25 protein-coding genes are annotated in these 24,563 nt (G+C 64.8%); 11 read left to right on the top strand and 14 right to left on the bottom strand.

Features of this window, described 5'->3' with window-relative positions; genetic code table 11:
* The 4 genes from livM to NGM28_RS00890 all read left to right on the top strand — a co-directional run bounded on the left by livM (position 1) and on the right by NGM28_RS00890 (position 4,286).
* The gene (gene livM, locus NGM28_RS00905; RefSeq protein ID WP_240066363.1) at positions 1-1,302 is read left to right on the top strand and encodes a high-affinity branched-chain amino acid ABC transporter permease LivM; all 1,302 of its coding nucleotides are present in this window, start codon (positions 1-3) and stop codon (positions 1,300-1,302) included.
* A complete protein-coding gene (locus NGM28_RS00900) occupies positions 1,299-2,174 on the top strand; it encodes an ABC transporter ATP-binding protein (RefSeq protein ID WP_213658512.1) in 876 nt (291 codons plus the stop codon). The genes livM and NGM28_RS00900 overlap by 4 nt, the downstream gene beginning before the upstream one ends.
* The gene (locus NGM28_RS00895; protein WP_011535923.1) at positions 2,171-2,887 is read left to right on the top strand and encodes an ABC transporter ATP-binding protein; all 717 of its coding nucleotides are present in this window, start codon (positions 2,171-2,173) and stop codon (positions 2,885-2,887) included. The genes NGM28_RS00900 and NGM28_RS00895 overlap by 4 nt, the downstream gene beginning before the upstream one ends.
* A 631-nt stretch (positions 2,888-3,518) precedes the next feature.
* Positions 3,519-4,286, top strand: coding sequence for an SDR family oxidoreductase (locus NGM28_RS00890; protein WP_240066361.1), 768 nt, complete (start codon positions 3,519-3,521; stop codon positions 4,284-4,286).
* Positions 4,287-4,403: 117 nt separating this feature from the next.
* Here NGM28_RS00890 and NGM28_RS00885 read toward each other — a convergent pair whose 3' ends face one another.
* From NGM28_RS00885 to NGM28_RS00875, 3 genes are all read right to left on the bottom strand, one after another.
* On the bottom strand, positions 4,404-5,492 hold the full coding sequence (locus NGM28_RS00885; protein WP_252088428.1) for an AGE family epimerase/isomerase: 1,089 nt from the start codon (positions 5,490-5,492) through the stop codon (positions 4,404-4,406).
* 107 nt (positions 5,493-5,599) lie between these two features.
* A complete protein-coding gene (locus tag NGM28_RS00880) occupies positions 5,600-6,232 on the bottom strand; it encodes a TetR family transcriptional regulator (protein ID WP_213658507.1) in 633 nt (210 codons plus the stop codon).
* Between the two features lie 122 nt (positions 6,233-6,354).
* Positions 6,355-6,765 (bottom strand): phage infection protein, encoded by a 411-nt coding sequence (locus tag NGM28_RS00875; RefSeq protein ID WP_252088427.1) that lies wholly within the window; start codon positions 6,763-6,765, stop codon positions 6,355-6,357.
* Between the two features lie 341 nt (positions 6,766-7,106).
* On the opposite strand from NGM28_RS00875, the gene NGM28_RS00870 reads away from it, so the two are divergent.
* Positions 7,107-9,167, top strand: coding sequence for an AsmA family protein (locus tag NGM28_RS00870; RefSeq protein ID WP_252088426.1), 2,061 nt, complete (start codon positions 7,107-7,109; stop codon positions 9,165-9,167).
* 111 nt (positions 9,168-9,278) lie between these two features.
* Here NGM28_RS00870 and NGM28_RS00865 read toward each other — a convergent pair whose 3' ends face one another.
* Together NGM28_RS00865 and osmE are read right to left on the bottom strand one after the other, a co-directional pair.
* Positions 9,279-9,806: a ferritin-like domain-containing protein gene (locus tag NGM28_RS00865; protein ID WP_213658504.1), complete on the bottom strand. Its 528-nt coding sequence runs from the start codon at positions 9,804-9,806 to the stop codon at positions 9,279-9,281.
* 27 nt (positions 9,807-9,833) lie between these two features.
* Positions 9,834-10,175 carry an osmotically-inducible lipoprotein OsmE gene (gene osmE / locus NGM28_RS00860; RefSeq protein WP_240066357.1) on the bottom strand — a complete coding sequence of 114 codons (342 nt, stop codon included), beginning with the start codon at positions 10,173-10,175 and terminating at the stop codon, positions 9,834-9,836.
* A 124-nt stretch (positions 10,176-10,299) separates the two neighbouring features.
* Here osmE and NGM28_RS00855 point away from each other — a divergent pair, with 124 nt between their 5' ends.
* The gene (locus tag NGM28_RS00855) at positions 10,300-11,190 is read left to right on the top strand and encodes a lipase family alpha/beta hydrolase (protein ID WP_252088425.1); all 891 of its coding nucleotides are present in this window, start codon (positions 10,300-10,302) and stop codon (positions 11,188-11,190) included.
* 114 nt (positions 11,191-11,304) lie between these two features.
* On the opposite strand, the gene NGM28_RS00850 is transcribed toward NGM28_RS00855, so the two are convergent.
* Positions 11,305-12,177, bottom strand: coding sequence for a DMT family transporter (locus tag NGM28_RS00850; protein WP_252088424.1), 873 nt, complete (start codon positions 12,175-12,177; stop codon positions 11,305-11,307).
* A gap of 204 nt (positions 12,178-12,381) precedes the next feature.
* Here NGM28_RS00850 and NGM28_RS00845 point away from each other — a divergent pair, with 204 nt between their 5' ends.
* The 3 genes from NGM28_RS00845 (at position 12,382) to NGM28_RS00835 (ending at position 14,605) form a co-directional block, all read left to right on the top strand.
* On the top strand, positions 12,382-13,170 hold the full coding sequence (locus NGM28_RS00845) for an AraC family transcriptional regulator (RefSeq protein ID WP_240066354.1): 789 nt from the start codon (positions 12,382-12,384) through the stop codon (positions 13,168-13,170).
* A gap of 63 nt (positions 13,171-13,233) precedes the next feature.
* Positions 13,234-13,527 carry a PsiF family protein gene (locus tag NGM28_RS00840; RefSeq protein ID WP_252088423.1) on the top strand — a complete coding sequence of 98 codons (294 nt, stop codon included), beginning with the start codon at positions 13,234-13,236 and terminating at the stop codon, positions 13,525-13,527.
* A gap of 70 nt (positions 13,528-13,597) precedes the next feature.
* On the top strand, positions 13,598-14,605 hold the full coding sequence (locus NGM28_RS00835; protein WP_011535910.1) for an AI-2E family transporter: 1,008 nt from the start codon (positions 13,598-13,600) through the stop codon (positions 14,603-14,605).
* Between the two features lie 133 nt (positions 14,606-14,738).
* Here NGM28_RS00835 and NGM28_RS00830 read toward each other — a convergent pair whose 3' ends face one another.
* Positions 14,739-16,010, bottom strand: coding sequence for an Hsp70 family protein (locus tag NGM28_RS00830; protein ID WP_252088422.1), 1,272 nt, complete (start codon positions 16,008-16,010; stop codon positions 14,739-14,741).
* Between the two features lie 163 nt (positions 16,011-16,173).
* On the opposite strand from NGM28_RS00830, the gene cbpA reads away from it, so the two are divergent.
* Together cbpA and NGM28_RS00820 are read left to right on the top strand one after the other, a co-directional pair.
* Entirely contained in the window at positions 16,174-17,139 is a 966-nt protein-coding gene (gene cbpA, locus NGM28_RS00825; RefSeq protein ID WP_252088421.1) for a curved DNA-binding protein, read from the top strand.
* Positions 17,140-17,141: 2 nt separating this feature from the next.
* Positions 17,142-17,447 (top strand): chaperone modulator CbpM, encoded by a 306-nt coding sequence (locus tag NGM28_RS00820; protein ID WP_252088420.1) that lies wholly within the window; start codon positions 17,142-17,144, stop codon positions 17,445-17,447.
* 92 nt (positions 17,448-17,539) lie between these two features.
* On the opposite strand, the gene NGM28_RS00815 is transcribed toward NGM28_RS00820, so the two are convergent.
* The 7 genes from NGM28_RS00815 to urtA all read right to left on the bottom strand — a co-directional run bounded on the left by NGM28_RS00815 (position 17,540) and on the right by urtA (position 24,275).
* Positions 17,540-18,070 carry a GNAT family N-acetyltransferase gene (locus NGM28_RS00815; RefSeq protein WP_252088419.1) on the bottom strand — a complete coding sequence of 177 codons (531 nt, stop codon included), beginning with the start codon at positions 18,068-18,070 and terminating at the stop codon, positions 17,540-17,542.
* A gap of 5 nt (positions 18,071-18,075) precedes the next feature.
* The gene (locus tag NGM28_RS00810) at positions 18,076-18,600 is read right to left on the bottom strand and encodes a GNAT family N-acetyltransferase (protein WP_252088418.1); all 525 of its coding nucleotides are present in this window, start codon (positions 18,598-18,600) and stop codon (positions 18,076-18,078) included.
* Between the two features lie 31 nt (positions 18,601-18,631).
* Positions 18,632-19,330, bottom strand: a complete 699-nt coding sequence (gene urtE / locus NGM28_RS00805) for an urea ABC transporter ATP-binding subunit UrtE (protein ID WP_252088417.1) — start codon at positions 19,328-19,330, stop codon at positions 18,632-18,634.
* A 143-nt stretch (positions 19,331-19,473) separates the two neighbouring features.
* On the bottom strand, positions 19,474-20,331 hold the full coding sequence (urtD, locus tag NGM28_RS00800; RefSeq protein ID WP_252088416.1) for an urea ABC transporter ATP-binding protein UrtD: 858 nt from the start codon (positions 20,329-20,331) through the stop codon (positions 19,474-19,476).
* Complete coding sequence (urtC, locus tag NGM28_RS00795) at positions 20,328-21,407, bottom strand: urea ABC transporter permease subunit UrtC (protein WP_252088415.1); 1,080 nt, start codon at positions 21,405-21,407, stop codon at positions 20,328-20,330. Before urtC ends, urtD begins: the two co-directional genes overlap by 4 nt.
* A complete protein-coding gene (gene urtB / locus NGM28_RS00790; RefSeq protein ID WP_252088414.1) occupies positions 21,407-22,894 on the bottom strand; it encodes an urea ABC transporter permease subunit UrtB in 1,488 nt (495 codons plus the stop codon). Before urtB ends, urtC begins: the two co-directional genes overlap by 1 nt.
* Before the next feature lie 115 nt (positions 22,895-23,009).
* Positions 23,010-24,275, bottom strand: coding sequence for an urea ABC transporter substrate-binding protein (gene urtA, locus NGM28_RS00785; protein ID WP_240066343.1), 1,266 nt, complete (start codon positions 24,273-24,275; stop codon positions 23,010-23,012).
* Positions 24,276-24,563 lie beyond the last annotated feature (288 nt).

Here is a 24,563-nt window from a genome sequence, read left to right as displayed (position 1 = left end):
ATGTCCTCTGCCAAAACTGCCTCTGTATCCGAAACCAAGGGTTTCGACCTCAAACGCAGCCTGCTGGAGACCATCGTCGCCGGCCTGCTGGCCCTCATCGTGTTTGGTCCGGTCGTCGGCGTGGTGCTCGACGGCTACAGCTTCAACGCCGAGCCCACCCGCGTCGCCTGGCTGGTCGGCGGGGTGATGGTCGGGCGCTTCCTGCTCAGCCTGTTCCTGCAAACCGGTACCGGCCTGCGCATGTTGCAGGGCTTCGACAGCGGTGGCTCGGGCGTGCATGTGCTGGCGCCGGACTACAAATCACGGCTGCGCTACATCATCCCGGCGCTGATCGTGATCGCCATTGTGTTCCCGGTGTTTGCCAACAAGTACCTGCTGACGGTGGTCATCCTCGGGTTGATCTACGTGTTGCTGGGCCTTGGCCTGAACATCGTGGTGGGTCTGGCCGGCCTGCTCGACCTGGGCTATGTGGCCTTCTACGCCATCGGCGCCTACGGCCTGGCGCTGGGCTACCAGTATCTCGGCCTGGGCTTCTGGAGCGTGCTGCCGCTGGCGGCGATCGCCGCTGCGTTGGCGGGGTGCATCCTCGGCTTCCCGGTATTGCGAATGCACGGTGACTACCTGGCTATCGTCACCCTCGGTTTCGGCGAGATCATTCGCCTGGTGCTGAACAACTGGTTGTCGTTCACCGGTGGCCCGAACGGCATGCCGGTGCCGTCGCCGACTTTCATGGGCCTGGAGTTCGGGCGCCGGGCGAAAGACGGTGGCGTGCCAATCCACGAGTTCTTCGGCTTCGAGTACAACGCCAACCTCAAGTTCGTGTTCATCTATGCCGTGCTGTTCCTGGTGGTGCTGGCGGTGCTGTACATCAAGCACCGGCTGACCCGCATGCCAGTGGGCCGCGCCTGGGAAGCACTGCGTGAAGACGAGATCGCCTGCCGATCCATGGGCCTGAACCATGTGCTGGTCAAGCTCTCGGCGTTCACCCTCGGTGCATCCACCGCAGGCCTGGCGGGTGTGTTCTTCGCGTCTTACCAGGGCTTCGTCAACCCGTCTTCGTTCACCTTCTTCGAGTCGGCGCTGATCCTGGCCATCGTCGTGCTCGGTGGCATGGGTTCGACCGTGGGCGTGGTGATCGCGGCCTTCGTGCTGACCGTGGCGCCGGAGCTGCTGCGCAGCTTCTCCGAGTACCGGGTGCTGCTGTTCGGCGTGCTGATGGTGCTGATGATGATCTGGCGACCGCGGGGGCTGATCCGCATCAGCCGTACCGGTGTGGTTCCGCGTAAAGGAGTGGCGCCATGAGCGACGATATCATTCTGTCGGTCGACAACCTGATGATGCAGTTCGGTGGGATCAAGGCGCTCAGCGATGTCAGCCTGAAAGTGAAGCGCAACCAGATCTTCGCCCTGATCGGCCCCAACGGCGCAGGCAAGACCACCGTATTCAACTGCCTGACCGGCTTCTACAAGGCCAGCGGCGGGCGTATCGAACTGAATGTGCGCGGCAGCAGCACCAACGTCATCCAACTGCTGGGCGAGCGCTTCCAGCCGGCGGATTTCGTCTCGCCCGCGCGCTTTGCCAACCGCATGTACTACAAGATGTTCGGCGGCACCCACCTGGTCAACCGCGCCGGGCTGGCGCGGACCTTCCAGAACATTCGCCTGTTCAGGGAAATGTCTGTGGTGGAGAACCTGCTGGTAGCCCAGCACATGTGGGTCAATCGCAACCTGCTGGCCGGGGTGCTCAACACCAAGGCCTATCGCCAGGCCGAGAGCGACGCGCTGGACCATGCTTTCTACTGGCTGGAGGTGGTCGACCTGGTCGACTGCGCCAACCGCCTGGCCGGCGAGCTCTCGTACGGCCAGCAGCGTCGCCTGGAGATTGCCCGGGCCATGTGCACGCGGCCGAAGATCATTTGCCTGGACGAGCCGGCCGCCGGCCTCAACCCGCAGGAAACCGAGGCCCTGAGCCGCATGATTCGCGTGCTGCGCGACGAGCATGACATCACCGTGGTGCTGATCGAGCACGACATGGGCATGGTCATGAGCATTTCCGACCATATCGTCGTGCTCGACCACGGCAACGTGATCGCCGAAGGCGCGCCGCAGGACATCCGCCACAACCCGACGGTGATCGCCGCCTACCTGGGTGCCGACGAAGAGGAGCTGGTATGAGTGCACCCATTCTCGAACTGAAGGACCTGGACGTGTTCTACGGGCCGATCCAGGCCCTGAAGAAAGTCTCGATGCACATCAACGAAGGCGAGACGGTGAGCCTGATTGGCGCCAACGGCGCGGGCAAGTCCACGCTGCTGATGTCGATCTTCGGCCAGCCGCGGGCGGCGTCGGGGCATATCGTCTATCGTGGCACCGACATCACCCGCAAGTCGTCGCACTACATTGCCTCCAACGGCATCGCCCAGTCGCCGGAAGGGCGCCGGGTGTTCCCCGACATGACCGTCGAGGAGAACCTGATGATGGGCACTATCCCCATTGGCGACCAGCATGCCGCCGAAGACATGCAGCGCATGTACGAGCTGTTCCCGCGCCTGAAGGAGCGGCGCAACCAGCGCGCCATGACCATGTCCGGGGGAGAGCAGCAGATGCTCGCCATCGCCCGGGCGCTGATGAGCCGGCCCAAGCTGTTGCTGCTTGATGAGCCATCGCTGGGGCTGGCGCCGATCGTGGTCAAGCAGATCTTCGCCACGCTGCGCGAGCTGGCGCAGACGGGGATGACCATCTTCCTGGTGGAGCAGAACGCCAACCATGCGCTGAAGCTGTCGGACCGGGCCTATGTAATGGTCAACGGGCAGATTCGCATGACCGGGACGGGGCAGGAGTTGTTGGTGAACGAGGAGGTGCGTAACGCCTACCTGGGCGGGCACTGATCGAGCGGTTGTTCGCCGGCAAGCCGGCTCCTACGAAACCAGGTAGGAGCCGGCTTGCCGGCGAACGCAGGCGACGCATGTGGACAACTTGTCGCATATCTTTCTTGAAACACTCCACAATCCCATCGCAAACCCTTGTTTCCACAGGCTGAAAACTTTCCACGGATTGTGTGGAACCGCCTGTGGAAAACATGGTGGCACCTCGCTCAAACCCTTTGTTTTCAAGGCCTGCAAAGGGTTGTATATTTTTCGATCAAACCAGGGTTGTGTATGATTTCACTGCACTTTTCTGCTCGCCTGAAGCGGAAGGAAAGCAGTATGCATTTCTGTGGATAACTCTGTGAAGAAACTTTGGACAGACCGCTGCAAGCGGCATGATTGAAAGCGTTGCGCCATCATTGGGAGATGTCCACAGGACCTTTTCCATCCAATTGGTTCCCTTCGTCCGACGAGTTGCCCCCAATCCGTGGGGAAAGGCTTGTGGATAAGATGCGTATAGCCTCGCGAGAGCCCGCTATTACGGGGCTTTCCCGGTGTTGCTTGTTTTTTGATCAACTGCTGAAACGGTTGTCGACAACGCTTGCGCCGGGCATGCTGCAAAACCTGCCGATCACACCCCAAGGAGAAGAGCATGACGTCCACCGTATTCATCACTGGCGCGACTTCCGGTTTCGGCGAGGCCACCGCCCGCCGTTTCGCCGATGCCGGCTGGAAGCTGGTGCTGACCGGCCGTCGCAAGGAGCGCCTGGACGCGCTGTGCGCCGAGTTGTCGGCCAAGACCGAGGTGCATGGCCTGGTAGTCGATGTGCGTGATCGCCAGGCGATGGAGGCGGCCATCGCCAGCCTGCCGCCGAGCTTCGACAAGCTCCAGGGCCTGGTCAACAACGCCGGCCTGGCGCTGGGTGTGGATGCCGCGCAGAACTGCAGCCTGGACGACTGGGAAACCATGGTCGACACCAACATCAAGGGGCTGATGTACACCACCCGCCTGCTGCTGCCACGGCTGATCGCCCACGGGCGTGGGGCGTCGATTCTCAACGTCGGTTCGGTGGCGGGCAACTATCCGTACCCGGGCGCCAATGTGTACGGCGGCACCAAGGCCTTCGTCGGGCAGTTCTCGTTGAGCCTGCGCTGCGACCTGCGCGGTACCGGCGTGCGGGTGAGCAACATCGAGCCGGGGTTGTGCGAGAGCGAGTTCTCGCTGGTGCGCTTCGGTGGTGACCAGGCGAAGTACGATGCCACTTATGCGGGCGCCGAGCCGATTCAGCCGCAGGACATCGCCGAGACCATCTTCTGGATTCTCAACCAGCCGGCGCATATCAATATCAACAGCCTTGAGCTGATGCCGGTTAGCCAGGATTGGGCGGGGTTCTCGATCGACCGGTCGGCCAAGGGCTGAATCTTGTGATGGGGCCCGCTTTGCGGGCCATTCGCCGGCAAAGCCGGCTCCTACAGGTATGGCGCCGACCTTGAACGTGACGCGGTCCCTGTAGGAGCGGGTTTACCCGCGAAAGCGTCAGCTCAGGCGCTGCAAGCCTTCCAGGCAGGTCGCCAGGTGATACGGCGTGGTCGAAGGCATGTCATGGCGGCTGACCGCGCCATGACCATCGCGGCACTCATGCCAGCCACCGTCATGCAGGAATCGCGACTCCAGGGCCTGCAACTGTGCCAACAACCTCACCTCGCTTCCTGGGCGCAAGGCCAGCGCCCGCAGGTACTCGGCCTGGGCCCAGATCCGTTGGGTCGCATCGATGACCTTGCCGTTCACATCCAGCATCGCCAGCACCGCCGTATCCTTCACACCGCACTGCTCGGCGTAGTCGAAGGCGCGGGTGATGGAGGCGTGCAGAGCTGTCCCGCGCAGCAACGGCGAGGTGTCCAGCAAGTAGAACCATTCGAACTGGTGGCCTGGCTCGAACCAGTTATCCACAGCCCCGCGTGGCTTCTCCAGCATCAGGCCGTGGGCCGATTCGATGAACTGCGCCTGCAATCCCTCGCACAGGTCCAGCAATGCATCGCGAACGTGCGCGTCTTCGCGCACGGCCAGTACCTGGAGAAACGCCTCGGCCAAGTGCATCTGCGGGTTCTGCAACGGTCCGCTGCCCAGGTCCGACCAGTCTTCGCCGAGGCTGGCCTCGTACAGGCCATCATCGCGGGCGAACTGTTCGGCAACGATCTCCAGCGCTGCATTCAAGGCCGATTCCACCAGGCCCTCACGCACCTTGCCCCAGTAATGGGCGCAGGCGAAGACGATGAAGGCGTGGGTGTAGAGGTCCTTGCGCCGATCCAGCGGCTTGCCTTCGGCGTCGATGCTGTAGAACCAGCCGCCGTGCTCGGCGTCGTGGAAGTGCCGTTGCAGCGAGCGGAACAGCGCCGCTGCGCGCTCGGCCGCGCCGGGCTGCTCGATGCGGCTGCTGAAGAGGTAGAGCTGGCGGGCGCAGGCCATGGCCCGGTAGCGCTGAACGGGCAGTGGCCGGTGCTGGGCGTCGAGGGCTTCGTAGGGCAGGGCCATGTCGGCGTTCCAGCCAGGGCCCTGCCACAGCGGCACGATGCGTTCGGCGAAGTGCAGGTGGAAACGGGTCAGTGCGGGGCGGGGGTCGGACATGGTGGCGCTCGTGACGGTCGGGCAGGGCGCCATGGTAGCAGCTAGCTGCAAGCTTCGAGCTGCAAGCTTCAAGAAAAAGCCATGTTCGCGCGCTCTTGCAGCTACATTCAGCCGGGATTGCCCAACCCCTGCCAGTGCCGCGCACCCACGAAGATGAAGCGCAGCTGCTGGGTGATCTTCTCTTGCGGCGACAAGGCCTGTGGATAACCCGGTTCGGGGCTGTCGATCAGCTCGGGCAGGGTGGCGAACACGGTCTTGACCACCAGGTCGGCCATCACCGCCAGCGCGGCGCCATCGAGGTGTTGCCAGCGCGGCATGCGCGCAAGGTCTGTGGCCAAGTCGCTGCTGATGTCCTGGCGCAGGCGGGCGATGGCCTGGCGCACTGGCTGCGAGCCACCGTACTGCTCGCGGGCAAGGAACAGGAACTGCGCGCGGTGGGCGATCACCACGTCGAGGAAGATACGCACCGAAGCGTCGGTGATGCCACCGAGCTCGAACTCGTTGTGCCGCACCAGGCGAATGGTCTGGCGGAAGGTGGTGTCCACCTCGGCGACCAGGGCCAGGCCCAGGGCGTCCATGTCGGGGAAGTGGCGGTAGAAACCGGTGGGCACGATGCCGGCGGCCTTGGCCACCTCGCGCAGGCTGATGCTGCCGAAGCCACGGCCGCTCTCCATGAGCAGGCAGGCGGCATCCAGCAGGGCCTGGCGGGTCTGTAGCTTCTGTTCGGCGCGCGGCAGCATGGGGCAGGATTCTTTGACGGTACGGCTGGGCATTCTGGATAAAAAAACAAAGCCCGGTCAATGGACCGGGCTTGGAGGGGAGCAGGCGCAGTGGGGCGGGTTGTTGTTCTCGGCCATGGCGATCAGCTCACACGGCTGAGTTCGACCAGACGATCCGAGCCACCTTCGGCGACGCGGCCAGTGCGTTCGATCAGGCGATCCGAGCCACCTTCGGCGACGCGGCCAGTGCGTTCGATCAGGCGATCCGAGCCACCTTCGGCGACGCGGCCAGTGCGTTCGATCAGGCGATCCGAGCCACCTTCGGCGACGCGGCCAGTACGTTCGATCAGGCGGTCAGAACCCCCTTCGGCCAAGCGCCCGGCACGCTCTTGCAGGCGTTCGGCACCGCCTTCGGCCAGGGTGTTCAGCGGTTGGGCGACGGTCGCGGCACTGGAACGCGATTCGGCGCTCAGGTGCTGGTCCTCGGCTGGCAGGGCGAAGGCGTTGGCGGCAAGGACGGACAGGGTCAGGCTTAGCAGCAGATGGCGTTTCATGATCTTGGTGCTCCTCTGGGGGGCTGGGAAAGTGGGTTCGGAGCCAATGCTACGCCCGGTAACGCCAGAGAGAAGTTCATCGGGATAATGGTGACAATCGACGGGATTGATACTGAATTGCAACGGCTCTAGGGCGGTGTTTGTGAAGGATCGAGCAACGTGTGTACGAGCATTCGGCCTGGTAACACTGCGGCCGTTCGTCGACCAAAAGCAGAGAAAAGTGTCAGAAAAAACTTCGCTATCATGGCCGTCCGGATTAAACCCGCCGGTTTTTCATCAGTCCGACATACTAAGTGCCATTGCGACACCCGCTTCGAGCCCTGCAGTCAGGAGAACCCTGCATGACGCGCCCCGCCAGAATCCTCCTCTGGACCTTCGCCACCCTTGCCACCCTGCTGGCGATCCTGGTGGTGGTGATCGCCACCTTCGACTGGAACCGGGTCAAGCCGCTGCTCAACGAGAAAGTTTCCGAAGCCCTGCATCGCCCCTTCGCGATCAATGGCAACCTCGCCGTGAACTGGCGTACCGAGCCTGAGGAGGGCGGCTGGCGGGCCTTCGTGCCCTGGCCGCACTTCACCGCCGAAGACCTGACGCTCGGCAACCCCGACTGGCTCAAGGAGCCACGGATGGTTGGGCTGGAACGCGTGGAGTTCCGCTTGTCGCCGCTGCCGCTGATCGTCCAGCGCATCAGCATCCCGCGCATCGACCTGGTCAAGCCCAGCGCCAGCCTTGTGCGCCTGGCTGATGGCCGCGCCAACTGGATCTTCGACTTCGGGCCCAAGGACGAGAACGCTCCGCCCTCGCAATGGGCGCTGGACATCGGCGCCATCGGCTTCGACCAGGGCAATGTCAGTTTCGATGACCAGACCCTGAAGACCAGCATGAAGGTGCAGGTCGACCCGCTGGGCAAGCCGATCCCGTTCAGCGATATCGTCGGCAAGGAGCGCGCCGAGAAGGCCGGCAAGGCCCAGGACTATGCCTTTGGCTTCAAGGCCCAGGGCCGCTACAAGGGCCAGGCAGTGGCCGCAACCGGCAAGATCGGCGGGTTGCTGGCGCTGCAGGACGCCAGCCAGCCCTTCCCGCTGCAGGCCGACGCACGCATCGGCGATACCCGCGTGGTCCTGGCGGGCACGCTGACCGATCCCCGTAACCTGGGCGCCCTGGACCTGCGCCTGGCGCTCTCCGGCAGCAGCCTGGGCAACCTTTACCCGCTGACCGGTGTGACCCTGCCGGACACTCCGGCTTATTCCACTGATGGCCACCTGACCGCCAACCTGCACGATCCCGCAGGCGCGCAGTTCCGCTACGAGGGTTTCAACGGCAAGATCGGCGACAGCGACATCCATGGCGACCTGGCCTTCGTCGCCAGCCAGCCGCGGCCGAAGCTGTCGGGCAAGCTGGTCTCGAACCAGCTGTTGTTCAAGGACCTGGCGCCGCTGATCGGCGCCGACTCCAACAGCGCGCAGAAGGCGCGCGGTGGCGCCAGCAAACAGCCGACAGGCAAGGTGCTGCCGGTGGAAGCGTTCCGCACCGAGCGTTGGCGGGCCATGGATGCCGACGTCAGCTTTGCCGGCAAGCGCATCGTCCACAGCGAGAAGCTGCCGTTCAACGACCTCTCTGCCCACGTGATTCTCGATGACGGCCTGCTGCGCCTGGAGCCGCTGCGCTTCGGCGTGGCCGGTGGCAACCTTGATTCCAACATCCGCCTGGACGGGCGCAACGCGCCGTTGCAGGGCCGTGCCCGGTTGACCGCGCGCGGCTTCAAGCTCAAGCAACTGTTCCCCGGCTTCGCGCCGATGCAGACCAGCCTCGGTGAGCTCAATGGCGATGCCGACATCAGTGGCCGCGGCAACTCGGTGGCGGCCTTGCTGGGCACCGCCAATGGCGATTTGCGCCTGTTGATGAACGATGGCGCCATCAGCCGTGGCCTGATGGAGATCGCCGGGCTCAACGTGGGTAACTACGTGGTCGGCAAGCTGTTCGGTGACGAGGACGTGAAGATCAACTGCGCAGCCGCCGACGTCGGAATCAAGGATGGCCTGGCCACCACTCGGTTGTTCGTCTTCGACACCGAGAACGCGATCATCTACATCAACGGCACGGCCAACTTCGCCAGTGAGCAGCTGGACCTGAAGATCACCCCCGAATCCAAGGGCCTGCGCCTGTTCTCGCTACGCTCGCCGTTGTACGTGCGTGGGCCGTTCGCCAAGCCTAGCGCCGGCGTGCAGGCGGTGCCGCTGGCGTTGCGTGGGGCGGGGATGGTGGCGTTGGGAGTGGTGGTCGGGCCAGCGGCCGGATTGCTGGCATTGATTGCGCCGAGCAGTGGCGATGCGCCGAACCAGTGCACACCGTTGTTGCAGCAGATGAAGACCGGCAAGGCACCGGCGGCGGTGAAGAGGTAACTGTAGGAGCGGCTTCAGCCGCGAAGCAGGCGGCGCGGTGATTGGCACCGGCTATGCCGGTGTTCGCGGCTAAAGCCGCTCCTACAGGGATCGTAAGGATCGTGCCGGCATTCACAACCCTTTCAACAGATCGGACATATCGTCCGCGTGCTCCTCTTCCTGGGCCAGGATGTCTTCGAAGATGCGCCGGGTGGTCGGGTCCTTGTCGCCGATGTACTGGATGATCTCGCGGTAGCTGTCGATGGCGATACGCTCGGCCACCAGGTCCTCCAGCACCATCTCCTTCAGCGAGTCTCCCGCCACGTACTGGGCATGGGAATGCTTGCTCAGGTTGTCCGGGTTGAAGTCCGGCTCGCCACCCAGTTGCACGATGCGCTCGGCCAACCGGTCGGCATGCTCGCTTTCCTGGTTGGCATGCTCGAGGAACTCCTCGGCGGCAACGCTGGCCTTGATGCCGCTGGCCATGAAGTAGTGGCGCTTGTAGCGCAGGGTGCAGACCAGCTCGGTGGCCAGCGACTCGTTGAGCAGGCGCAGGATCTTCTCGCGGTCGGCGTGGTAACCCTCGGTCACCGCTCCTTGCTCGACATGCTTGCGGGCGCGGGCGCGCAGGGTCTTCACATCGGTCAGTTCAACGCTCATGTTCATCTCCGTAGACATCGGGTGGGGTCAGGCGCCGGGCACGGCGTCACTGTCTTTCTGGCGTTGCTTGCAGGTCTTGAAGCCCTTGGCGTCGACATGGCCGGTGGCGTCGAAGCGCACGTAGTAGGGCTGTTGGTGGCCATCGCGGTTGAGGATGTAATCGTTGCAGGTGCCGCCATGGGGCAGGTCGATAGCGTTCGAAGGGCTGCCGCCGATGGCGATGACCTTCTGCATGGTCATGCCGTGCTCGACCTGCTTGACCAGCGGCTCGTCGCGGTAGGTGACGTAGTCCACCGGGTTTTCCGGGCGGCTGCCGCAGGCGGCGAGGGTCGCGCTTGCCAGAAGAATGGCCAGGGTTCGCTTGTGCATGGTCCCGCTCCTTGCTCAGGGTCTGTTCTGCTTGGAACCGCGCGGCGCGCCGGGAGTTCGATTGCGCTTGTCTTCGCTCGCGCTGTAGGGTGGGCCGGTCTGTTCACGGATGAGGGCAAGGGTGATGAGTCGGGAACTGGCCACGCGTTATCCACTGGTGCTGGTGCCGGGCATGCTCGGCTTTGTACGGGCGTTGTTGTACCCCTACTGGTTCGGCATCGTTCCGGCGTTGCGCCGGGGCGGTGCCCAGGTGATTCCGGTGCAGGTGTCGCCGCTGCATTCCAGCGAAGTGCGGGGCGAGCAACTGCTGGGCATCATCGAGGAGATCTGCCAGCGCACCGGGGCCGAGAAGGTCAACCTGATCGGTCATAGCCAAGGGGCGCTGAGCGCGCGCTATGCGGCCGCGAAGCGGCCCGACCGGGTGGCTTCGGTGACCTCGGTGGCCGGCCCCAATCATGGTTCGGAACTGGCCGACCACCTCGAACGCACGGCGCCGGGCGACTCACCCCTTGGGCGTATCCTCAAGGCGCTGCTGCATGGCGTCGCCGTGCTGCTGGGCTGGCTGGAGACCGGCTGGCGCCGCGAGCCGCTGCCGATCGACGTGCATGCCTCGCACCAGTCGCTGACCAGTGCCGGGGTGGCGCTGTTCAACCAGGCTTATCCACAGGGGCTGCCCGAGGTTTGGGGTGGCGAGGGGCCGGGTGAAGTGAACGGGGTGCGCTACTACTCCTGGTCCGGCACCCTGCAGCCAGGGCGTACCGACCAGGGGTTGAACCGCCTCGACGGTAGCAACTACTTCTGCCGCCTGTTCGCCCGCAGCTTTGTCAGGGAGAAGGGGCAGTGCGATGGCATGGTCGGGCGCTTCAGTTCCCATTTAGGCCAGGTGATTGGTGATGACTATCCGCTCGATCACCTGGATATCGTCAACCAGTCGTTGGGCGCGGTCGGCAAGGGCGCCGAGCCGGTGCGGCTGTTCACCGAGCATGCGGCCCGCCTCAAGGCTGCTGGGGTGTGACGAACCTGGGGCTGCTTTGCAGCCCTTTCGCGGCTAAAGCCGCTCCTACAGGGGATTGCGTTCGCCTGTAGGAGCGGCTTTAGCCGCGAAAGGAGCGCGCAGCGCTCCCATCGATCAACGCCGTACCGGCGTGGTCCAGCGCTCGGCCAGCAGCACACCGACCAACGTCAGCAAGCCGCCGACCAGGTGATAACTGGCCAGCTGCTCATCCAGCACCACCGCCGCGATCACCGCCGTGACCACTGGCAACAGGTTGAAGAACAGCGTGGTACGGCTCGGCCCGAGGCGGTGCACCGCCTGCATCCACACCCGTGGCGCAACCATCGAGGCCAGCAGGCCGGCATACAGCACCAGGCCAATGTTGTGGCCGTTCAGCCCGGTCTTCGGCGACAGCAGGAACAGCGGCAGCAGCACCAGGATCGCCACCAGCACCTGCAGGTACAGCAGTTGCAGTGGCGGCAGGCGCAACTGCCATTTCTTCAGCAGGAAGCTGTACAGCGCATAGGCGAGGGTGGCTACCAGCATCATCAGGTCGCCGGCGTTCAGCCCCTGGTGCAGCAGAACACCGGGTTGTCCGGCCGAGACCACCTCCAGCACGCCGAAAAACGACACCACAGCGCCCAGCAGTGCTCCATAGCTCAGGCGCTGGCCGAGCCAGGCGATGGACAGGGCCAGCGACATCAGCGGCATCAGCGACAGGATGATGCCCATGTTGGTGGCGCTGGTGATGCTGGCGGCGAAGTACGCCAGGCTCTGGTAGATGGCCATGCCCAGCACGCCCAGCACGAAGATCTTGCCCAGGTGCGGGCGGATGGCCGCGCGGTTGCGCCAGACCTGGGGCAGCAGGAACGGGGTGAACAGCAGGCCGGCGAGCAGCCAGCGGTAGAAGCCGATCTCGGCGGGGAAGATGGCCCCGGCGGACATCTTGGTGACCACGGTGTTGCCGGCCCAGATGAGGATGGCGATGAGGGGGAAGAGGTAGTTCATGCAACGGGTACTCGCAGTGACAGAGCGGGGCCGCTGTGCGGCCCTTCGCGGGTAAACCCGCTCCTACAGGATTTGCACAGTCTCTGTAGGAGCGGGTTTACCCGCGAAGGGTTGCGCAGCAGCCCCTGATGGCTCGGTATTATCGACTGTCTGTCTAAAACTCTATACTTCCATCCAGACAACCCGTCCCGCGAAGCAGACAGCATGGCCCGCAAATACCTCGACATTCCTCAATTCGACCAGCTCCCCGCGCCGGTCTACTTCCGCTACGACGAGTTCGGCGCCGATACCCACAGCCCGCCACACCGCCACCCCTGGGGCCAACTCAACTACGCCTCCCATGGCCTGATGCACCTGGATGTCGAAGGCCAGCGCTTCATCTCGCCGCCGCACTACGCCGTTTGGGTGCCGCCAGGCACCGAGCACGGTTGCTACAACCCCCAGGCCATCATCTACCGCTCGGTCTATCTGGAGCGCAGCTTGTGCGCCGAGCTGCCGGCGCAGCCCTGCAGCCTGGTGATCAGCGACATCCTCAAGGCGATCCTCGGCGACTTTGCCCGCCGCGACCTCCATGTGGCTCAAGACGCGCGCGACCAGCGTCTGGTGCAGGTCCTGATCGACCAGCTGCACCTGGCCCCGACCCAGACCTGCTATCTGCCGTTCGCCCGCAGCGAGGGGCTGCGCCAGGTGCTCGAAGCGCTGCACGCCGACCCTGGGGACAACCGCCCGCTGGCCGACTGGGCAGCCCAGGTGCATGTCAGCGAGCGCACTCTGGCACGGCACTTCCTGCACGAGCTGGGGATCAGTTTTGGCGAGTGGCGCCTGCGCCTGCGCTTCCTGCGCGCCATCGAGGCGCTGGAAGCGGGGCTGTCGATCCAGGCCATCGCCTTCGACCTCGGCTACAGCAGCGCCTCGGCGTTCATCGCCATGTTCCAGCGCCAGGCCAACTGCACGCCGGAGCAGTACCGGCGCCGCGCCCGCACGGAGATGTAAGAAAACTTGTCTACACTCTGCTCGACGAGCGCGCATCGGGCGCGCAGACAAGGAGACCACTCCATGAAGCTGCTGTACGTACCCCTGTTGGTGTTGGGCATGTTGATCGCCGGGCAAGGATTCGCCGCCACCGCGCAACAGGAAAAGATGAAGACCTGCAACGCCGACGCCACCACCAAGGCGCTCAAGGGTGATGAGCGCAAGGCGTTCATGAGCACCTGCCTGAAAAAGGCCGAGCCGGCCAAGGCCGCCACCCAGCAGGAGAAGATGAAGACCTGCAACGCCGACGCCACCACCAAGGCGCTGAAGGGCGACGAGCGCAAGACCTTCATGAGCGACTGCCTGAAGAAGAAATGACCTGCGCCTATGCCTGTGCCCTGAAGGCTGGCAGACTGCGGGTCCTTCCGCTGTCTGCCGCCGAGGCTGTATGACCTTCACCCCCCGTCAGATCACCCTCGCCAGCTGGGTCATCGTCATGGCCGGCCTGTTGCTGGCGCTGCCCCTGAAGCTGTTGCCCAGCCTGCTGGCCGGCCTGCTGGTCTTCGAGCTGGTCAACATGCTCACGCCGCGGCTGCAACCGCTGATCGCCGGGCAGCGCGCACGCTGGCTGGCGGTGGCGCTGCTTGGCACCCTGGTGGTGAGCACGCTCACACTGCTGATCGCCGGCGCCTTCAGCTTCCTGCTGCACGAGGCCGAGAACCCTGGCGCTTCGCTGGACAAGTTCATGGCCCTGGTGGAGCGCGCTCGTGGCCAACTGCCACCGTTCATCGAAGCCTACCTGCCGGCCAGCGCCGCCGAGTTCAAGGTGGCCATCGGCGACTGGATCAAGAGCCACCTGAGCGACCTGCAGCTGGTGGGCAAGGGCATGGCGCACATGTTCGTCACCCTGCTGATCGGCATGATCCTCGGGGCCATCGTCGCCCTGCAGCGCATTCCCGACATTTCCCGGCGCAAGCCATTGGCGGCGGCGCTGTTCGAGCGCCTGAGCCTGCTGGTGCAGGCGTTTCGCAATATCGTCTTCGCGCAGATCAAGATCTCGCTGCTGAACACGGTGTTCACCGGCATCTTCCTGGCGGTGGTGCTGCCACTGTTCGGCGTGCACCTGCCGCTGACCAAGACGCTGATCGTGCTGACCTTCCTGCTGGGGCTGCTGCCGGTGATCGGCAACCTGATGTCCAACACCCTGATCACCATCGTCGGGATGTCGCTGTCGATCTGGGTGGCGGCGGCGGCGTTGGGGTACCTGATCGTGATCCACAAGGTCGAGTACTTCCTCAACGCGCGGATCGTCGGCGGGCAGATCAGTGCCAAGGCGTGGGAGCTGTTGCTGGCGATGCTGGTGTTCGAGGCGGCGTTCGGCTTGCCGGGGGTGGTGGCGGGGCCGATTTATTACGCCTACCTGAAGAGTGAGCTGAAGCGGGCGGAGTTGGTTTGATCCTGTTCGCCGGCAAGCCGGCTCCTACGGGATACGTGTAGGAGCCGGCTTGCCGGCGAACACCGGCATAGCCGGTGCCAGGCACCGTGGTGTTTTCTTCGCCAGCAAGGCTGGCTCCTACAGGACGAAGGCTTCAGGCCGTGCCGTAACGCTTGCGCGCCTCGATCGCCAGGCCACTACCGATACTGCCGAAGATATTGCCTTCCACATGCCGCGCATTGGGCAGCATTGCCGCCACGCTGTTGCGCAGCGCCGGGATGCCGCTGGAACCGCCGGTGAAGAACACCGTGTCCACCTGCCCCTCGCTCACGCCGGCCTTGGCCAGCAGTTCGGTCACGCTGCCGCGCACCCGCTCCAGCAGCCCGCCGATGGCGTCTTCGAACAGCGCCCGGGTCAACTCGGCCGACAGCTCCGGCTCGATGCGGCCAAAGTCGATGCAGCGGCTGTCACGGTCGGTCAGCTCGATCTTGCTGGCCTCCACTTCCATCGCCAGCCAGTGCCCGGCGCGCTGCTCGATCAGGTTGAACAGGCGGTCGATACCCAGTGTGTCCTCGATGTCGTAGCGCATGTTGCCCAGGGCCAGCTGCGACTTCTGCGCGTACAGGGCGTTGATGGTGTGCCAGGTGGCCAGGTTGAGGTGGTAGCTGGTGGGCATCAGCGCGCCGCTTTTCATTCGGCTGCCGTAGCCGAACAGCGGCATCACGCCCTGCAGGCTCAGCTGCTTGTCGAAGTCGGTCCCGCCGATGTGCACGCCGCCAGTGGCAAGGATGTCGCTCTGGCGCTCGGCCACCAGGTGGCGCTCCGGCGACAGGCGGATCAAGGTAAAGTCCGAGGTACCACCGCCGATATCGACAATCAGTACCAGCTCTTCACGGCTGATGCCCGACTCGTAGTCGAACGCCGCGGCGATCGGTTCGTACTGGAACGACACGTCCTTGAAGCCGATCTTGCGCGCCACATCGGCCAGGGTGTCCTCGGCCTCCTGGTCGGCGGCGGGGTCTTCGTCGACGAAGAACACCGGGCGGCCCAGCACCACCTGGTCGAATTCACGGCCGGCATCGGCTTCGGCGCGTTTTTTCAGTTCGCCGATGAACATGCCCAGCAGGTCCTTGAACGGCAGGGCGCTGCCCAGCACGCTGGTGTCGTGCTTGATCAGCTTGGAGCCCAGCAGGCTCTTGAGCGAGCGCATCAGGCGGCCTTCGTAGCCTTCCAGGTACTCGTGCAGGGCCAGGCGGCCGTACACCGGGCGACGCTCCTCGATGTTGAAGAAGACCACCGACGGCAGGGTGATCTTGCCGTCTTCCAGGGCGATCAGCGATTCGACGCCCGGGCGGTGCCAGCCGACCGTGGAGTTGGAGGTGCCGAAGTCGATGCCGAGGGCACGGGCCGGGGATACGTCAGACATGGGGGAGAGCTTCCGGAGGCAAAACGGCCGCGCAGTTTATGCCAGTCTGCGGCTAAATCAAGACCGGCCGTCTGCGATAGCGCAACCCCGGATGAACCTTGAAAGGCTATGCTTGACCCCAATCTTCAGCAGCAATACGCACATTCACACTGGTGATCCATAGATGGACTTCAAAGACTATTACAAGATACTCGGCGTCGAGGCGAGCGCGGACGAGAAGGCGATCAAGGCCGCGTACCGCAAGCTAGCGCGCAAGTATCACCCCGACGTCAGCAAGGAGCGTGACGCCGAGGACAAGTTCAAGGAGGCCAACGAGGCCTACGAAGTGCTTGGCGACAAGGACAAACGCGCCGAGTACGACGAGATCCGCAAGTACGGCGGCCAGCATGGCCGACCGTTCCAGGCGCCGCCTGGCTGGCAGTCCCGTGGCGGCAATGGCGGCGGCGGTGGCTTCGAGGGGGGTGATTTCTCCGACTTCTTCAGCTCGATCTTCGGCGCCCGGGGCGGCAACCCCTTCGGTGGCGGCGGTGGCCGGCAGCAACGCAGTGCCGGCAGGCGAGGGCAGGACGTGGAACTGGAACTGGCGGTCTTCCTCGAAGAGACCCTGAACAAGGAATCCAAGCAGATCAGCTTCCAGGTGCCGCAGACCAATGCCGCCGGGCAGCGCACCGGGTTCACCACGAAAACGCTGAACGTGAAGATCCCTGCCGGGGTGACCGACGGCGAGCGCATCCGCCTCAAAGGCCAGGGCGCGCCCGGCGTGGGCGGTGGCGCCAATGGCGACCTGTTCCTGACCATCCGCATGGCACCGCACCCGCTGTTCGATGTCGAAGGCCATGACCTGATCATCACCGTGCCCCTGGCACCGTGGGAGGCGGCGCTCGGCGCCAAGGTGGCGGTGCCGACCCTGACCGGCAAGATCAACCTGACCATCCGCCCCGACAGCCAGAGCGGCCAGCGCCTGCGGGTCAAGGGCATGGGCCTGCTGAACAAGCAGGGCGAGCGCGGCGACCTGTACGCCCAGCTCAAGGTCGTGATGCCCGCCCAGTCCGACGCCGCCGCGCGTGAACTGTGGACCCAGCTCTCCGAGAAAGCCGCGTTCAACCCGAGGACTCAATGGAGTAAGTGATCATGAGCAGCACCCTGATCGTTCAACTGGACATGCGTACCCTGTGCCAGGAAGCCGATGTGTCGGCCGACTGGGTGATCGAGATCGTCGAGCACGGCATTGTCGAACCGTCGGGGCGAACGCCCGAAGAATGGGTGTTCGATGACCGCGCGCCGGTGACCTTGAAGCGCGCGGTGAAGCTGCATCAGGAGCTGGAGCTGGAGTGGGAAGGGGTGGCGCTGGCGTTGGAGCTGTTGGAAGAGGTGCAGCATTTGCGTAGCGAGAACAGCATGTTGCGCCAGCGGTTGGGCAGGTTTACCCAGATGTAAGCCGAGGCCGCCATGGCGGCCCGTTCGCCGGCAAGCCGGCTCCTACCTGGTCCTGTAGGAGCCGGCTTGCCGGCGAAGATGGCGACTCCGTTTCAAGCCGGCTTCAGTACTTTGAAGTACAGCGCTGTCGGCCGATAAACCCCTTCCGGTCCGCAGGCATAGTCCGGAATCTCCCCCGCCTTGTTGTACCCCTGCGCCCGATAAAACGCCTCGGCTTCGGACCCCGCCTCGGTATCGAGAAACAGCATCCCCCGCCCGATCCGCCGCGCCTCGGCCTCCAGCGCCCCCATCAACTGCTGCCCCAGCCCACGCCGCCGAGCATCGCTGTGCACCAGCAGCTTCTGCACCTCGCCCCGGTTCAGCCCGTTGGGCTTCAGGCACAACCCCAGCTGCACGCTACCCAGCACCTCCTGCCCATGGGCAATGACCCAGAGCAGTTGCTCGCCACCGGCCAGCTTCACCTTCACCTCATCGAAGTAGGCCTTGGCCTGGAGCTCATCGATATCGGCCAGAAAACCCACCGACGCGCCCTGGCGCACCGCATCGAGCAAAAGGGCCACCAGGCTGTCGCGGTAGTACGCCAGGCCTTCGTGGGTCACGCGGTGCAGCTGAGCGGTGTTCATCGGCTTCAGGTCCTTGAAGGGGGAAGGGTGTTGTCATCCAGGTACAGCTGCATGAAGGTCAGGTCCAGCCAGCGCCCGAACTTCACCCCCACCTGCGGCATCTGCCCGGTGATGCTGAAGCCCAGGCGTTCGTGCAGGCGGATCGACGCGGTGTTGCCGCTCTCGATGGCGGCGACCATCACATGCTTGTCGCAAAGGCGTGCCCGTTCGATCAGCGCTTCCATCAGGACGGGACCCAGGCCCTTGCCGCGCTGGTCGCCACGTACGTACACCGAGTGTTCGACGGTATGCCGGAAACCCTCGAACGGCCGCCAGTCGCCAAATGAGGCATAGCCCAGCACGCCGCTGTCGTCCACCGCCACCAAAATAGGGTAGCCCTGCTGCGCGCGGGCCTCTAACCAGGCCAGGCGGTTGCCCAGGTCCACCGGGGTTTCGTTCCAGATCGCCGTGGTGTTGGCCACGGCGTCGTTGTAGATGTCGAGGATGCCCGGCACGTCGTCGATCAGGGCGTCGCGGATCTGGTAACTCATGACAGCGTCTCGCAAGGGAAGTGGTTGCAGATTAAATGGTAACCAGGCCGCGTACACCTTCGGCCTGCATGTTTTCGCCCCGGCCGCGCTGGACGATCTCGCCGCGGGCCATGACCAGGTACTGGTCGGCCAGTTCCTCGGCGAAGTCGTAGAACTGCTCTACCAGCAGGATCGCCATGTCGCCCCGGTCGGCGAGCTTGCGGATCACCGCGCCGATCTCCTTGATCACCGAGGGCTGGATGCCTTCGGTCGGTTCGTCGAGGATCAGCAAGCGTGGGCGGCTGGCCAGGGCGCGGCCGATGGCCAGCTGTTGCTGCTGGCCACCGGAGAGGTCGCCGCCCCGGCGTTGTTTCATCTGCTCCAGCACCGGGAACAGTTCGTAGATGAAGGCCGGTACTTCCCTCGCCCCGCGGGCGGGGAAGCGCGACAGGCCCATCAGCAGGTTTTCCTCGACGGTCAGGCGCGGGAAGATTTCGCGGCCCTGGGGCACGTAGGCGATGCCGGCCTGGACCCGTTGCTGGGGCTTGAGCGCGGTGATGGGCTTGCCTTCCCATTCCACGCGGCCCTCGCGGGCCGGCAGCAGGCCCATCAGGCAGCGCAGCAGGGTGGTCTTGCCCACGCCGTTGCGGCCCAGCAGGCAGGTGACCTCGCCGACCTTGGCCTCGAAGGACAGGCCGCGCAGGATGTGGCTGCCGCCGTAGTATTGGTGCAGGGTGTCGATCTTGAGCATGTACAGCTCCTGGAATCTTTGCATTGTGGCCATTGGGGCCGCTTTGCGGCCCTTTCGCGGCGCAAGGCCGCTCCTACAGGACTGCGCCGCCCCTGTAGGAGCGGCCTTGTGCCGCGAAAGGGCTGCGCAGCAGCCCCAGGGATTCAGCGCCCGAGATACACCTCGACCACCCGCTCATCCTCTTGCACCTGCGCCAGTGACCCTTCTGCCAGCACGCTGCCCTGGTGCAGCACCGTCACATGGTCGGCAATGCTGCCGACGAAGCCCATGTCGTGCTCCACCACCATCAGCGAGTGCTTGCCCGCCAATGAGCGGAACAATTCGGCGGTGAACTCGGTCTCGGCATCGGTCATCCCCGCCACCGGCTCGTCGAGCAGCAGCAACCTCGGTTCCTGCACCAGCAGCATGCCGATCTCCAGGAACTGCTTCTGCCCATGGGACAACAGCCCCGCCTGGCGCTGGGCCAGGGGCAGCAGGCGCAGGGTGGCCAGCACCTCCTCGATGCGCTGGCGCTGCTCGCCGGACAACCGCGCCACCAAACTGGCCCACACCGACTTGTCGGCCTTGAGCGCCAGCTCCAGGTTCTCGAACACCGTCAGCGCCTCGAACACCGTGGGCTTCTGGAACTTGCGGCCGATGCCGGCCTGGGCGATCTGGCATTCGCTCATGCGCGTCAGGTCGAGGGTGTCGCCGAAAAACGCGGTACCTGTGTCAGGGCGGGTCTTGCCGGTGATCACGTCCATCATCGTGGTCTTGCCGGCGCCGTTGGGGCCGATGATGCAGCGCAGCTCGCCGACGCCGATGTACAGGTTCAGGTCGTTCAACGCCTTGAAGCCATCGAAGCTGACGCTGATGCCTTCAAGGCTCAGCACCGTGCCATGGCGGGTGTCGAGCCCGGCCTCGCGGCGCCGACCGAGGCCGATGGCCTCGCGACCGCTGCCGATCTGGTCGAAGATCGGTTCCAGCATGAATTCCGGATGCACCGGGGGCACGCTTCTCATGGCTGGCTCCTTTTCTTCACAAGGCCGACCACGCCCTTGGGCAGGTACAGGGTGACGAGGATGAACAGCGCGCCGAGGAAGAACAGCCAGAACTCGGGGAACGCCACGGTGAACCAGCTCTTCATGCCATTGACCAGGCCGGCGCCGAGCAGCGGCCCGATCAGCGTGCCGCGTCCGCCCAGGGCCACCCACACGGCGGCCTCGATGGAGTTGGTCGGTGACATCTCGCTGGGGTTGATGATGCCCACCTGCGGTACGTACAGCGCCCCAGCCAGGCCGCACAGTACGGCGCTGAGCACCCACACCAGCAGCTTGAAGCCGCGCGGGTCGTAGCCGCAGAACATCAGGCGGTTTTCCGCGTCGCGCACGGCGGTGAGCAGGCGCCCGAACTTGCTCTGGGTCAGGCGCCAGCACAGGTACAGGCTGCCCAGCAGCAGGCTCACCGTGAGCAGGAACAGCACGGCCCGGGTGCCCTGGGCGGTGATGTCGAAACCGAGGATGGTGCGGAAATTGGTGAAGCCGTTGTTGCCGCCAAAACCGGTCTCGTTGCGGAAGAACAGCAGCATCCCGGCGAAGGTCAGTGCCTGGGTCATGATCGAGAAGTACACGCCCTTGATCCGCGAGCGGAAGGCGAAGAAGCCGAATACCAGTGCCAGCAGGCCGGGCGCCAGCACCACCAGGCACAGCGCCCAGGCGAAGTGCTGGGTGCCGGCCCAGTACCAGGGCAGCTCGCTCCACGACAGGAAGGTCATGAACCCCGGCAAGCCATCGCCAGCCGCCTGGCGCATCAGGTACATACCCATGGCGTAGCCGCCCAGGGCGAAGAACAGGCCATGGCCCAGCGACAGCAACCCGGCATAGCCCCAGACCAGGTCCAGGGCCAGGGCGACGATGGCGTAGCAGAGGATCTTGCCGACCAGGGTCAGGGTGTAGGCCGAGACCTGAAGCCTGTGCCCGTCGGGCAGCAGCGACAGCAGAGGCAGGGCCAGCAGCACCAGGACGACAACGGCGCCGACGGCCAGCGACACCCGTGTGCCGACCTTGCGCGTGGCAGTGACAATCAATGGCTGGTTCATCAGTCGATTACTCGTCCCTTGAGGGCGAACAGGCCTTGCGGGCGCTTCTGGATGAACAGAATGATCAGCGCAAGGATGAGGATCTTGCCCAGCACCGCACCGATCTGCGGCTCCAGCAGTTTGTTGGCGATACCCAGCCCGAACGCAGCCCACAGGCTGCCGGCCAGCTGCCCGACGCCGCCGAGCACCACCACCAGGAACGAGTCGATGATGTAGCTCTGGCCCAGGTCCGGGCCAACGTTGCCGACCTGGCTCAGGGCCACGCCACCAAGCCCGGCGATGCCCGAGCCTAGGCCGAAGGCGAGCATGTCGACGCGCCCGGTGGACACCCCGCAGCAGGCCGCCATGTTGCGGTTCTGGGTGACGGCGCGCACGTTCAGGCCCAGCCGCGTGCGGTTGAGCAGCAACCAGGTGAGCAGCACCACCGCCAGGGCGAAGCCGATGATCACCAGGCGGTTGTACGGCAGCACCAGGTTGGGCAGCACCTGGATGCCGCCGGACAACCAGGCCGGGTTGCTCACCTCGACGTTCTGCGCGCCGAAGATCAGCCGCACGCCCTGGATCAGGATCAGGCTGATGCCCCAGGTAGCCAGCAGGGTTTCCAGCGGGCGGCCGTACAGGTGGCGGATCACCGTGCGCTCCAGGGCCATGCCGACGCCCGCGCTGACGGCGAAGGCCACCGGCAGGGCGATCAACGGGTAGAACTCGATGGCGCCGGGGGCATAACGCTGCAGCAGCACCTGGACCATGTAGGTGCTGTAGGCGCCGAGCATCAGCATTTCGCCGTGGGCCATGTTGATCACCCCCAACAGGCCGAAGGTGATCGCCAGGCCCAACGCCGCCAGCAGCAGGATCGAGCCCAGCGACAGGCCGCTGAAGGCCTGGCCGAGCAGTTCACCGACCAGCAGCTTGCGCTGCACCTGGGCCAGGCTGGTTTCGGCGGCGGTGCGCACGGCAGCGTCAGTTTCCGCGTCGGGGTGCAGCAGGGCTTCGAGGCGGGTGCGGGCCAGCGGGTCGCCGGTTTCGCCTAGCAGGCGCACGGCGGCCAGGCGAACCGCCGGCTCGCTGGCGCCCAGTTGCAGGTTGGCCAGGGCCAGGCCGAGGGCGGCGTGCACGGCGGCGTCGGGCTCCCTGGCGAAGCGGCGGTCGAGGAAGGCCACCTGCGCGGGTTGCGCGGTTTTCTGCAGTTGCTGGGCGGCGGCCAGGCGCATGTTGGCTCGGTCGCTGAGCAGTTGATGGCTGGCCAGTGCGTTGTCGATCAGGCCGCGCAGGCGGTTGTTCAGGCGTAGCTTGCGGGTGTCGTTTTCGGCGATGCGGCCCCGGCGCAGGTTTTCCAGCAGCGGCAGGCGTGCGGCATCGGGTTGCGCGGCCCAGGTTTCGAGCAGGTTGGCCTGTTCGGCGGGTTTGGCGGTGAGGAAGAACTCGCCTTCGCTGGCTTGGGTGGCCAGGGGCAGCAGCAACAAGAGGGTGAGCAGGAGTCTGAGCATGCGGGCAGTCCTGGAAATCGGCGGTGGATTCATCGCGGATAAATCCGCTCCTACACACTCGGGCCTGTAGGAGCGGATTTATCCGCGATAGGGCCGCACAGCGGCCCCAATGCACTCAATTACCCTTCACCGCATAATCCGGCCGCTTGTCATTCCCCGGAATGAACGGGCTCCAAGGCTGCGCCCGCAATGGCTGCTCGGTCTGCCACACCACACTGAACTGCCCGTCATCCTGAATCTCGCCGATCATCACCGGCTTGTGCAGGTGGTGGTTGCTCTTGTCCATGGTCAGGGTGAAGCCCGACGGCGCCTTGAAGCTCTGCCCGGCCAGCGCCTCGCGCACCTTGTCCACATCGGTGCTGCCGGCCTTCTGCGCCGCTTGCGCCCACATGTGGATACCGACGTAGGTAGCCTCCATTGGATCGTTGGTCACCGCCTTGTCGGCCCCCGGCAGGTTCTTGGCCTTGGCGTAGGCCTTCCAGTCGGCGACGAACTTCTGGTTCACCGGGTTATCCACCGACTCGAAGTAGTTCCACGCCGCCAGGTGCCCCACCAACGGCTTGGTGTCGATGCCGCGCAGCTCCTCTTCACCCACCGAGAACGCCACCACCGGCACATCGGTGGCCTTCAGCCCCTGGTTGGCCAGCTCCTTGTAGAACGGCACGTTGGAGTCGCCGTTGACCGTGGAGATGACCGCTGTCTTGCCGCCGGCGGAGAACTTCTTGATGTTGGCGACGATGGTCTGGTAATCGGCGTGGCCGAACGGCGTGTACACCTCTTCTATGTCCTTGTCGGCCACGCCCTTGCTGTGCAGGAAGGCGCGCAGGATCTTGTTGGTGGTGCGCGGGTAGACGTAGTCGGTGCCCAGCAGGAAGAAGCGCTTGGCGCCGCCGCCGTCCTCGCTCATCAGGTATTCCACCGCCGGGATCGCCTGCTGGTTGGGCGCGGCACCGGTGTAGAACACGTTCGGCGACATCTCCTCACCTTCGTACTGCACCGGGTAGAACAGCAGGCCGTTGAGCTCCTCGAACACCGGCAGCACCGACTTGCGCGACACCGAGGTCCAGCAGCCGAACACCACCGCCACCTTGTCCTGGGTCAGCAGCTGGCGGCTCTTCTCGGCGAACAGCGGCCAGTTGGACGCCGGGTCCACCACCACTGCCTCGAGCTGCTTGCCGTTGACCCCGCCCTTGGCGTTGATCTCGTCGATGGTCATCAGCGCCATGTCCTTGAGCGAAGTCTCGGAAATCGCCATGGTCCCCGACAGCGAATGCAGGATGCCGACCTTGATGGTCTCGGCGGCCTGGATGCTCCAGCTCAGGCCCATCGCGGCGATCGATGCGCCGAGGGTGAAGGCCTTGATCAGACTGCGTCGCTTCATGTGCTCACTCCGATGTGATGGTGGGTGTTGGCCAGGTCGGAGATTGCAAGGGGTGTGCCGAGGGGCTGGAATGAGCGTAATAGAGGGGGTGTGCGACGGATCGGGGCGTTGGGTGGGACCAGGTTGGTGCCTGGATCATTCAGATGCACAGGATTGGGGCCGCTGTGCGGCCCATCGCGGATGAATCCGCTCCTACAGGCACGGCGCTACCACTGTAGGAGCGGATTCATCCGCGATGGGCTGCAAGGCAGCCCCACTGCGAAGGTCAGTCACACACAGGTGACCGAT

The organism is Pseudomonas sp. MWU13-3659 (genome assembly GCF_023757525.1).
GTDB classification, from domain to species: domain Bacteria; phylum Pseudomonadota; class Gammaproteobacteria; order Pseudomonadales; family Pseudomonadaceae; genus Aquipseudomonas; species Aquipseudomonas entomophila_E.
This window is presented reverse-complemented; position numbering and strand designations above follow the sequence as displayed.